The organism is bacterium (assembly GCA_026708015.1).
GTDB lineage: Bacteria > Actinomycetota > Acidimicrobiia > Acidimicrobiales > Bin134 > Poriferisocius.
Genome location: JAPOVT010000035.1, coordinates 50,943 through 62,315 on the forward strand (window position 1 = coordinate 50,943; position 11,373 = coordinate 62,315).

At 64.6% G+C, this 11,373-nt stretch carries 9 protein-coding genes; 5 read left to right on the forward strand and 4 right to left on the reverse strand.

Features of this window, described 5'->3' with window-relative positions; all coding sequences use genetic code 11:
* Positions 1 to 69 precede the first annotated feature (69 nt).
* Positions 70 to 531 carry a nuclear transport factor 2 family protein gene (locus OXG30_08005; GenBank protein ID MCY4134840.1) on the reverse strand — a complete coding sequence of 154 codons (462 nt, stop codon included), beginning with the start codon at positions 529 to 531 and terminating at the stop codon, positions 70 to 72.
* A gap of 50 nt (positions 532 to 581) precedes the next feature.
* On the opposite strand from OXG30_08005, the gene OXG30_08010 reads away from it, so the two are divergent.
* Positions 582 to 2,060, forward strand: a complete 1,479-nt coding sequence (locus OXG30_08010) for an acetyl-CoA acetyltransferase (GenBank protein ID MCY4134841.1) — start codon at positions 582 to 584, stop codon at positions 2,058 to 2,060.
* On the opposite strand, the gene OXG30_08015 is transcribed toward OXG30_08010, so the two are convergent.
* The 3 genes from OXG30_08015 to OXG30_08025 form a co-directional block, all read right to left on the reverse strand.
* The gene (locus OXG30_08015; protein ID MCY4134842.1) at positions 1,953 to 3,107 is read right to left on the reverse strand and encodes a mechanosensitive ion channel family protein; all 1,155 of its coding nucleotides are present in this window, start codon (positions 3,105 to 3,107) and stop codon (positions 1,953 to 1,955) included. The genes OXG30_08010 and OXG30_08015 overlap by 108 nt on opposite strands.
* A 118-nt stretch (positions 3,108 to 3,225) precedes the next feature.
* Positions 3,226 to 4,362, reverse strand: coding sequence for an acyl-CoA dehydrogenase family protein (locus OXG30_08020; GenBank protein ID MCY4134843.1), 1,137 nt, complete (start codon positions 4,360 to 4,362; stop codon positions 3,226 to 3,228).
* 442 nt (positions 4,363 to 4,804) lie between these two features.
* Entirely contained in the window at positions 4,805 to 5,722 is a 918-nt protein-coding gene (locus tag OXG30_08025; GenBank protein ID MCY4134844.1) for a 3-keto-5-aminohexanoate cleavage protein, read from the reverse strand.
* Positions 5,723 to 5,807: 85 nt separating this feature from the next.
* Between OXG30_08025 and OXG30_08030 the strand changes: the two genes are divergently transcribed.
* The 4 genes from OXG30_08030 to OXG30_08045 form a co-directional block, all read left to right on the forward strand.
* The gene (locus OXG30_08030) at positions 5,808 to 7,154 is read left to right on the forward strand and encodes an MFS transporter (GenBank protein ID MCY4134845.1); all 1,347 of its coding nucleotides are present in this window, start codon (positions 5,808 to 5,810) and stop codon (positions 7,152 to 7,154) included.
* A gap of 73 nt (positions 7,155 to 7,227) precedes the next feature.
* Positions 7,228 to 9,705 (forward strand): AAA family ATPase, encoded by a 2,478-nt coding sequence (locus OXG30_08035; GenBank protein MCY4134846.1) that lies wholly within the window; start codon positions 7,228 to 7,230, stop codon positions 9,703 to 9,705.
* Positions 9,706 to 10,488: 783 nt separating this feature from the next.
* Entirely contained in the window at positions 10,489 to 10,941 is a 453-nt protein-coding gene (locus tag OXG30_08040) for a hypothetical protein (GenBank protein MCY4134847.1), read from the forward strand.
* 195 nt (positions 10,942 to 11,136) lie between these two features.
* The coding region (locus OXG30_08045; protein ID MCY4134848.1) for a hypothetical protein at positions 11,137 to 11,373 on the forward strand (237 nt) is incomplete at its 3' end.

An 11,373-nucleotide genomic window follows, 5' to 3' on the forward strand; every position in this document is an offset into this window, starting at 1 on the left:
GGCATCGCTGCGAACTTGAACCGGGTTCATGGCCAGCCACGACAACGACGCCAGCAGGTTGTAGACAGCCTAGTAATCCTTGCCTCGGCTGGCGTTGTGGGCGCCCCAACCACCGGGGATGTAGCCGTCCATGGTCACCGACCGCTCGGTGAAGAGCCACCGCCCGTCCACCACGCCGTAGCGGTCTATGTAGCGGCCCCAGTGGTCGAGGCCGTGCTCCATGATCACGTGGTAGTAGCAGCGGCCTTTGGCCTCAGTGGGCGAGAGAAGGTCGATCTGGTGGGTGGCGGTGTGGTGGCGGATGTACTTGGGGGTGCCGCCGCCGATCTGCGACAACGTGTCTTGGGCTCCGGTAAAAATCGTGCGGATTTCGTCGATGCCGTACTTGTCGGGTTGGGTCGGGGTTCGCATGATGGCGTCGGGGGCGAACAGGTCCATGACTTGGTCGAAGCGGCCCGAGTCGCCGTTGGCGTTGTACCGAGCCACGAGGTCTCGGATTGATTCGCGAGCGTTCAATTCCCACTGCTCCATGAACCGACGGTACATCGTCTCGGTGCCATGAGGGCCGTTAGGGTGCGGGCGTGAGTGTTGACGACAGAACTCCGGTGCTGGTGGGGGTGGGGACGGCTGCACAGCGGCTAGACGATCCCACCGAGGCAAAGGAGGCAGTAGACCTCATGGCTCAGGCGCTGGTGGTGGCGGCTGATGACGCCGGATCAAGCAGCCTGATTGGCCGCTTGGATCAGGTGAGGGTCACCCAGGGTACGTGGGGGTATAGCGATCCGGCCCGGTGGGTGGCCGATGCGGTGGGGGCGAACCAGGCCCGCAGCTATCTGGCTGACGTGGGCATCTTGCAGACCGCGGTGATGGGCGATGCGGCCGCGGCCATCGCGTCGGGGTCGGCCGATGTGATCGCGGTGGTGGGCGGGGAGGCCAAGTATCGGGGACTGCGGGCTTCGATCACCGGCATCGAGGCTCCCGATACAGACCAAGGTGGTGCCGAGCCCGATGATTTCGTCACCCCCCACGGGATGATCATCAGCCGAGCAGAGATCGACACCGGTCTGGTGATGGCCACCCACCACTACGCCATGATCGAGAACGCCCGCCGGTTCGCCGACGGCCACACCATCGAAGAGCACCGCGACGAGGTGGCTGGACTGTGGGCCCGCTTCGCCCAAGTGGCCGCAGCCAATCCCGATGCCTGGTTCCAGGACGGATTGGACTCCGCCGCCATCGCCACTCCGGAAAATGGCAACCGGATGCTGGCTTGGCCCTACACCAAGTGGCACAACTCCCAGTGGAACGTGGACCAGGCCGCCGCGCTGATCTTCTGCTCGGCGGACACCGCCCGGGCACTGGGCATCGCCCCGGATCGCTGGGTGTTCCCCTGGGCCGCGGCCGAGTCCAACCACATGGTGCCGGTTACCGAGCGGCCCGAACTCCACCGCAGTCCGGGGTTCGCCCACGCCGGCCGGGCCGTGGCCGACCATGTGGGCATGGCCCTCAGCGAGGCTGGCCACGTGGACCTGTACTCCTGCTTCCCCATCGCGGTGCGCACCCAGGCGCTGGAGTTGGACATCGACTTGAGCCGGGATCTGACGGTGACCGGGGGCATGACCTGGGCTGGGGGCCCACTCAACAACTACGTGATCCAGGCGGCGGCGAAGCTGGCCCAGGTGCTGCGAGCCGATTCCGGATCCACCGGTCTGCTCACCTCCGTCAGTGGGATGATCACCAAGCAGGGGGCCAGCATGTGGAGTTCTGAACCGCCTGCCCAGCCATTTGCCAACATCGACGTGACCGATGCGGTGGCGGTCGAGCTTCAGCCCAAGCCCTATCGCACGGGAGAAAACGAGCAAGCCACCGTGGTGTCTTACACCGTGATCTGGGGTCGGGAAGGGCCGGAGCGGGCGGTGGCCATTGGCGAGTTCGCCGACGGCGCCCGAACCCTACTCGTCTCCGCCGTCCCCCCCGTCATGGCCGCCGTCGCCGTCGAGGAGTTCTGCGGCCGAACGGTCACTGTGGCTGGTGACGGGTCGTTCACCCCCACCGACTGAGCCGGGAGTTGGCTGCTCCCCATTGTCGTCGGCATCGCTCTCGTTGCGGATCCACACGGTGCGCTGGGGGAAGGGGATCTCAATACCCACCTCGTCGAAGGCCTTCTTGATGCGGGCCCGCAAGACGCGACCGACCGCCCACTGTTCGCTGGGATCGGTCTTGACCACTAGGCGGATAACCACGGCATCGTTGCCCAAATCCTGAACCCCCCATACCGAGGGTTCCTCCAGGATGGTGAGGTCCGGATCGTTCTCCTGCCACAGCTCGTCGGCCACCGCCTTCATCACCTCGCTGGCCTGGTCGATATCGGTGTCGTAGCTCACTCCGATGTCCAAGATGGCCCGCGACCACAGCTGCGAGTGGTTGGCGGTCCGATGAATCTCTCCATTCGGCACGGTCCACACCACGCCGTGAACGTCCCGCAGAGTGGTGGTGCGCAAGCTGACCTTCTCGATGGTGCCCGAGGTATCGCCCACGTCAACCACGTCGCCCACCCCGAACTGGTCCTCGATGAGGATGAACATGCCGGCCAGAAAGTCGCGCACCAGCGATTGAGCCCCAAAGCCCACCGCCAGACCGGCGATACCGGCGCCGGCGATCAGCGGGGCCAGGTCGATATTGAGCTCGCTCAAACACAACAGCGCAGCCACGGCCAGGATGAGTGCAGTGGACAGGCTCTTCAACACGGCGGCGATGGTTTCTATTCGTTGGGAGCTGCGCACTTGGCGCTCTTGGATCCGATTGATGGCCTTGGCGGCTCGGGCGCCGAAATCCAGCTTTCCCGCACTCTCCAGCTGTTCCTCGGTGTTGGTCTCGCTCTGGCGCACCAGTCGGGCCACAGCCCGTTCGATCACCTTGTGGACGATCTTCTTGATGATCCAGGCCACCAGCAGGATGAGGATGATCCTCAGAGGCCGCTCCACCACCCAGCCGATGATCTCGGCCAGCCGTTCGTTCTCGGTGTTGTCGAAGACCAGCTCGCAGAAGAATCCCGGGTCGGGGCCGCAGGCGTCGGTGACGGTTTGCGCGGGTACCCCGAGAGCCATCGGCTCAGCGTACCGGCGAGCCCATCAGATGAGTCAGTCCAGGCGGTAAACCCGGGCGGCGTTGTCGTGGAGGACCTTGGCCAAAAGCTAGCCGCCCCCGGCAACTGTCTCAGGTTTCTCAGGCGTTGAGGGGGTTGTCGGGGGCCGCGGCAAGGAGGGCTTGGCCGAGTTCGAGGGCGGGGCCGGCGCTGGCGAAGTAGTGCTGGGTGCCGGCGTGGATGTCCCGGAAGGCCCGCTGGAGGCCACCGGAGCGCAGGGCATCGGTGCCGGCCAGCAGATAGGCCCGGCGCAGGATGTCGGCGCCTTCCTGGGTGATGAACGCGGTGGCCTGGCGGGTGAGGAGCGCTTCCAGCGGGTCGGGCGCTCCGGTTTCGATCACTGTGTGCTCGGCGCTGGTGAAGGTGTCGTGAAGCCAGCAGCAGGCCGCCCGGAACCGGGACTCCAGCTCGCCGATCTCGTGGATGAAGCGGTCGCTTTGGGCCATCGGTGTGGCGTCGCCCATGCGGTGCTTGGAGCGGGCCACTGCTAACAGCTCGTCGAGGCCCCGCTGAACCACCCCGATGGCGAATCCGGCGTGCCCGGCCGCGGTGAGGGGCAGCACTCCCAGCTTGTAGAGGGGGCCGCCCCGGTACACGTTGAGGTCGAACATGTCGAAGGTGGCGGCACCGGGCACGTACACGTCATCAAGGGTGTAGTCGTAACTGGCGGTGGCCTGAAGGCCCATCACGTCCCAGTTGCCGGTGATCTGGGCTTTCTCCACCGGGTAGATGGCGAACAAGAAGCGAGGGTCGGTTCCCTCAGGCTCCTCGGTGAACACTCCCGCGCCGGCCCACTGGGCGTGGTTGATACCGCTGCCGAACGAGTAGCGGCCACTTACTCGGAAGCCGTTGCCGTCAGGAACTGCGGTGCCGTTAGGAGCGAACTGCCCGGCCGACAGTGGCACCCCGTCGGCGAACATCCGTTCGATGTGCTCGTCGGGACACCAGGCCCCGAAGTAGGCCGTGGCCGCACAACTGGCCATCAGGCACCACCCCACCGAGCCATCGGCCCGGGATATCTCGGCCCATATGTCGATGCATTCGTTTATGGAGAGCTCAACCCCGCCCACCGCCTCCGGCACCATCACCTTGTGCAGCTCGGCGTCCACTAAGGCATTCACCGTTTCCTGGGGGATGGGTAGCCCGTCGGTCTTGGCCGCGTTCTCGTCGATCAGCGAACGCAACTCTCGGGCCCGGTCAAGATATTCGCTGGCCATGCCAAGACCCTAGAAGCCAGCACTCGCAGAGGAGAACCCGATGAGTTCGGACATTGGACAACGCATCCCTTGCTCGGCAGTAGGGTCGGCGGGGTGGACCAGGTACTCACGTTTCGCGGCGGGGCGGTGCCGGTGTCGGCGGTTGTCTGGCGCTTTAGTCCCTCGGGCGGGCCGGGGGGTCAGCACGCCAATCGGTCGAATACCCGGGTAGAGGGGGTGGTTGATCTTGCCACGGCTGGTGATATGGCCCCAGAGGTCCGCCAGAAGCTGATCGACCGGCTGGGCGATGAGCTGCGAGTAGTGGTTGACGACACTCGGTCACAAGCTCGCAACCGCGAGATAGCGCTCGACCGACTAGAGAAGCGCCTCCGCAGCGGGATCGTTACCGCCAAGCCGCGCAAGCCGACCCGCTTTATCGCAACTTCACCGCCGCCTCGGGTCTCTAGACACCCGCGGGTTGGCGGGCGGGGAGACCCAGGATCTCGACGGCTTGGGCGGCGGTGGCCACAGGGCGGCCCATGTCGGCGGCCAGCGCCGCGACCTCGGCTACCAGCTCATGGTTGGGCCGGGGGCGGTCGCCGGCGTAGTCCTCGTGGCCCACGCGGAGGTGTCCGCCCCGCTCCAGGGTGAGTTGGGGAATCGGAGATTCGATGAGGTCGCCGCCCACCACTGCGGCGAACCACGGCAGGTCGCAGCCGGCCAACTCCAGCATCTCCAGATAGGCATCCAGCGCCTTTTCGGTAGGGGGCAGGCCAAAGCTCACGCTGTCGCCGATAGCGAAGTAGCCGCCCGGCCCGCCGAGGTAGAACTTCACAAACGAGCCGGGGGTGAGCTGGCCGTAGCGCCAGTAGGAAAGCACGTTGCGCAGAAAACCAGGCTCGAAGATGGCGAAGTGCATGCCCAGGCCCAGCCGGTTGCACTGCTCGATGGCCACCTCCATGTCGGCATAGGTGTTGATGTACACGTGGCTGTTGGGATCGGGCAAGCCATTGGCTCCGGCCTTGCCCAAGATCATGGTGCCGGGGTCGATGAACCCCAGCCGCTGCAAGCCGCCTTCAGCCAGATGCTCCAGATGGCCGAGCTTTTCGGCCATGTTTTGGCCCCAGCCCAAGGTGGGCAGTACCAGCACGTCAGGGTCAGTGGCCACCCACGGCTCAAAGGTGGCCCGATACTCGGCGGCGGCCTCTTCCGCTGGCACCCTCATGTTGGCGATATGGCAGTGAATGATGGTGGCCCCGGCCTCTATGCAGGCCAAGCCCTCTTCGATGAGCTCCTCCCGACTGATGGGCACGTGGGGATTGCGCTCCCGGGTGGTGGTGCCGTTGAGGGCGACTTCGATGATGACCGGCGTGGTGTCCATGGCCTGAGAGTACCGTCGGGAGTCGTGGGGGAGTCCAGCAACGCCGACGAGTGCGGCACGGCCACCACGTGAAGGGCACGGAACCATGAGTCGGGAGTGGAAGGCGCTGTGGTTGGTTTCGCTAGCCTCGGCCGCCAGCTCCCTGGACGTGACGCTGATGTTCGTGGCCTACCCGGAGATCATCGACACCTTCAGCGGCACGCCGGCCACCCAGGTGTCGTGGGTGATCAGCGGCTACAACATCATGGTGGCGGCCCTGCTCATTCCGGCGGGGCGCCTAGCCGACCGGATCGGCCACCGACGGGTGTTCTTGTGGGCCATCGCCATCTTCGTTACCGGCTCAGCCGCAGTGGGGCTGGCCCCCAACGCTCCGGCCATGATCGCAGCCCGGTGTTACCAGGCCTTCGGCGGCTCCAGCCTCATCACCTCCGGTCTGGCCCTGGTGATGTCCACCCTCGGCCCCCAGCGGAGGGCCATCGCGGTAGGGGTGTGGTCCACCGTGGCCGGCGTAGTGGCCTCTCTCGCCCCCACGCTGGGAGCGCTGGCCATCGAGTTCGCCTCGTGGCGGGCCGGGTTCTTCCTGGTTGCGCCGGTGGGTGTGGCGGTGCTGGCCCGCCGGAGCCTCATCACTGAGTCGGTGCCGGACGAGGATGCCGAACTGCCCGACATGGTTGGAGTGGTCTTGGCTGGCATCAGCACGGCTGCGCTGGTGCTGGGCATCGTCCAGTTCAATGAGTGGGGATCGGACGACCCCCTGGTCATTGGCGCATTTGCAGCGGCCGTGGTGGGCATGGCGGCGTTCCTGGTTCGCTGCGGTCGGCATCCCTCACCGGTGATCGACCTGGACCTGTTCCGCCACCGGGTATTCGCGTCCACCGCAGTCGTGGCCGTGCTGGTGGGGGTGGCGTTCTTCGGCGTCTTTCTGGCCCTGGTGCAATTCCTCCGGGGGCCGTGGGGGTATTCCACCCTGGCCGCAGGACTGCTGCTCACCCCGCTCACCGCGGCATCCAGCACGGTGGGCTATGCCACCGGCCGGATCATGGAGCGCTTCGGACACCGGGTGGTCATGGTGCCCGCGGCCGGCTGCATCGCATTGGGCTGCGTGTGGGTGGCAGCTTTTGCCGGTCCGGAGAGGGAATGGGCGGCAGTGTGGTTTCCGGCCGCGCTGTTGATGGGTTTCGGTGTGGGCACCACATTCCCCGGAGTCAACAGCGCCATCGCCTTTGGCGTGCCCCCCGGCCAATTGGGGCTGGCCGCGGGCACTGTGCAGACCGTCATTCGCATCGGCGGAGCCGTCGGAGTGGCCGTCGGAGTGGCCATGTTGGGGGGTGATTTGGACGACTACGACCTGTTTTTTACCGTCTTGGCCGTCGTTTGCGGGGTTGCCGGGTTGGCCGCTTTAGGCATGGTCACCCACAAGAAGGAAAACTGAGTGGAATACCCTCAACTTCTGGCGGTTATCCATAGAGGAACGAGAAAATCAAGGCGATACGAGGTGCATGCTGATGCTTGACCCCAACCGGTGGACGCTGAAGACCAGGGAGGCATTCAACGACGCCACCGCCATGGCTCAATCGAAGAGCCACCCCGAGGTTACCCCCGACCATTTGATGTTGGCCCTGATCGGCCAGGCCGAAGGGGTGGTGCTGCCAGTGTTGCAGCGCACGGGGGTGGCGCTGCCCGAGTTGCGAGCCCAGTTGGAGGCCGCGCTCAGCCAGTTGCCGTCCGCCTACGGCACCGAAGTCCGCACATCCCGCGACCTGGTCAAGACCGTGGACACCGCCGATGTTGCCCGCACCGAGTTGGGCGACGAATACCTGTCTACCGAACACCTGCTGCTTGCCATGGCCGATCGGGTTGGGGTGGGCCGTAACCGGCTGCTGGAAGCGCTGGCCGAGGTGCGGGGATCGCACCGGGTGACCTCCACCACGCCGGAAGGCTCCTACCAGGCGCTGGAGAAGTACGGGCGGGACCTCACCGTGCTGGCCCGGGACGGCAAGCTCGATCCGGTGATCGGACGGGACGAGGAGATCCGCCGGACCATCCAGGTGCTGAGCCGTCGCACCAAGAACAACCCGGTGCTGATCGGCGAACCCGGCGTGGGCAAGACCGCGATTGTGGAGGGCTTGGCCCTTCGCATCGCCGACGGCGACGTGCCCGAGGGATTGAAGAACAAGCGGCTGGTGGCCCTCGACATGTCGGCCATGGTGGCCGGGGCCAAGTACCGGGGAGAGTTCGAGGAGCGGCTCAAGGCGGTGCTGAAGGAGATCACCGACGCCGACGGCGAGGTGATCACGTTCATGGACGAGCTCCACACCATCGTGGGAGCGGGAGCGGCCGAGGGGGCCATGGACGCCGGCAACATGATCAAGCCCATGCTGGCCCGGGGCGAGCTGCGCATGATCGGCGCCACCACGCTGGACGAGTTCCGCACCCACATCGAGAAGGACGCCGCCCTGGAGCGCCGCTTTCAACAGGTTTACGTGGGAGAGCCGTCGGTGGAGGATGCCATAGCCATCCTGCGGGGGCTCAAAGAGCGTTATGAGGTCCACCACGGCGTCCGCATTCAAGACGCCGCCCTGGTGTCGGCCGCCGTGCTGTCCGACCGATACGTGACCGGGCGATTTCTGCCCGACAAGGCCATCGACTTGGTGGACGAGGCTGCGTCCATGCTCCGCATCGAGATCGACTCCATGCCCACCGAGATCGATGTGGTGGACCGCCGTATCCGCCAGCTCGAGATCGAGCAGGTGGCGCTGGCCAAGGAGTCCGACGAGGCATCAGCCGAGCGGTTAGAGGCCCTCGAAGAAGAGCTGGCCAACCTGCGAGAGGAGCTGGCCGGGATGCAGGCCCACTGGCAGTCGGAAAAGGAGGCCATCGGCCAGATCAGAACGCTGAAGGAGGAGCACGACGCCCTCAGCACCGCCCTGGACCGGGAAGTTGATCTAGAGCGAGCCGCCGAGATCCGCTACGGCAAGCTGCCCGAGCTGGAGCGCCAGATCGCCGACGCCGACCACCGATTGGCCGAGCTCCAAGCCGACCGGCAGATGTTGAAGGAGGAGGTCGATCCCGACGACGTGGCCGCAGTGGTGTCCCGGTGGACCGGGGTACCGGTCACCCGCCTGATGGAAGGCGAGACTGACAAGCTCCTGCGCCTGGAATCGGTGCTGAGCCAGCGGGTCATTGGCCAAGACGAACCAGTGCATCTGGTGGCCTCGGCCATTCGCCGCAGCCGGGCCGGGTTGTCGGATCCGAACCGGCCCATCGGATCGTTCCTGTTCATCGGCCCCACTGGCGTGGGCAAGACCGAGCTGGCCCGCACGCTGGCCGACTTCTTGTTCGACGATGAGCGGGCCGTGGTCCGCATCGACATGTCGGAGTACATGGAGAAGCACAGCGTATCCCGCCTCATCGGCGCCCCTCCGGGCTATGTCGGTTTCGACGAGGGCGGCCAGCTCACCGAGGCAGTGCGGCGACGCCCCTATGCGGTGGTGCTCCTGGACGAGATCGAGAAAGCCCACCCCGAGGTGTTCAACGTGCTCTTGCAACTCATGGACGACGGTCGGCTGACCGACGGCCAGGGGCGCACGGTGGACTTCACCAACGCGGTGCTGATCATGACGTCCAACTTGGCCGTGGACCCCAAGGAGTATTTCCGCCCGGAGTTCGTGAACCGCATCGACGACATCGTGACCTTTGGCGACTTGAAGCCCGAGCACTTGGCCCAGATCGTCGACCTCCAAATCGACCGTCTGGCTGAACGCCTGTCTGATCGCCGCATTCACCTGGTGGTGCCCGACGATGTACGGGCCAAGCTGACCGCCGACGGCTACGACCCGGCCTACGGTGCCCGCCCGCTCAAGCGGGTTATCCAGCGGGAGCTGGCCGACCACCTTGCCGAGGCCGTCCTCAGCGGGAAGATCGCTGAAGGGGCGACGGCTACGGCCGCGCTCGATTCCTCGGGGGAGATCGCTATCGGTTGAGTTTGGTGGTGCCCGCCCTGGTTTTTTGGGCGTGGCTTCCGTCTTTGATTTGACTTCCGGGTGGTGCGTCACCACTACCACCAGCACTGCGCCAGCGTCTTGGCGCTGCGCTTCTGGCAGGCTGACCACCGGGGCCTACGGCATTCCTGTCTGCTACCGCACCGCGAACCACAGCTGCCCGGCTGGGACGAACTACGTCTATTCGATCTGCTACAACCCGACAACCCGCGCGATTACGAACCCCTCTTGTCCCTCTGGCTACAGCGACAACGGCATATTTTGCTATCGGTACACCGTCGCCTCCCCCTACTGCGTGCGGGGAACCCTCAACGGCCACTCGTGCCAAAGCACATCGACCACCAGAACGAGACCGACCTATTCATGCGCCCAGCCGAAAATTCCCCAAGGGTCTTGTTGATCACATGGAGAGGCAGGCAGACTGCTTAGCTGGCATGTGGGCATCAAGCGTCTATCTGGAAGAGCAGCCAAAGCCCATTGACACGATAGCAAGACAGAAGAAATTGCTAAGTACATTCCAGGCACTAGTGCCTAGGTCCGATGCAAATGGCAGACTCGCGGCGTTCGAGGCGGGATTTTCGCAGAACATCAATCTCTGCATAGAAACAAGTGCCACGTCACCGGAACCATAGAACTGATCGGAAAAGCATGAATGTTCGTGCCAGACCAGCGTTTGTGCCACTCATGCGACGGGTTCTAATCGCAGCGATCCCGTTGTTCGTTATCCTGGCAACGCTTTCATGCGGAGGGCAGAGGCACCGCGTGATGACGGCAGATCACGTTGGTAAGACTGGAGAGGAGTATGAACTCCGGCTCTCTGTGGAGGAAAACGATCCCGATGCTACGTCGTCCACGGAATACTGCCTAAGGATGGCTGTCGTCGATTGGCCTGGAGCGTCGCATACAAAGTGTGTGGAGTGGGACGGCCATTCGCCGGCGATCATGTTCCATCCTTACGGTGCCAACAGCGGTGCAGACCAGAGGAAATTCCAGTGGCGGAACATTGCCGCTGGGGTAGTGCCCCACGACGTTACGGATGTTGTGCTGCACTACAACGAAAGATCATTCGAGATCGGCGCAGTCCTTCTTGAGGGGGCCAGGCCTGATGATCCGCGTGTGTGGATCGTTGACCGATTGCCGGTAGCAACGAACAACCCCGACTTCACCGAGTTGCGGCTGTTTGAGGCCAGAGTGGAAGTAGTGCCCCCACCGGACTGACCTTAGGGGCCCAATCGCTGATTCCGGTCACGGCTAGGAGTGCGGGCACCCCGAATAGCCTGCTTCCGTGACTAGTGCTCAACCACCACCAGAACGGCCGATTGCCGTTGCTGTTGGGGCTTTTCCCTGGCGCAAGGCATGAACGGAACGGCGGACTAGATCGAGCGCTTCCTCCGCGACAACCCTTCGGGCGCTTTGTGGGTGGTTGTCGGCTGGGCATCGGCAATCGGGCTGAAATGGCTGGGGGAACTGTCTGGGCACCGTCAGGTCCACTTGCTGATCGGCGATACCTGCCAGGGTTTCTCCAAGTCATCCGCCGAATGTGGCGCGACGAAAACACCCGAAAACAACACCTCGCGCTCGCCGCTTGACAAGGGAGGGGTCTGTCAGTTTTTTTGTGTAACCGGTCGTGATGGTTTTCATTTGATGTGG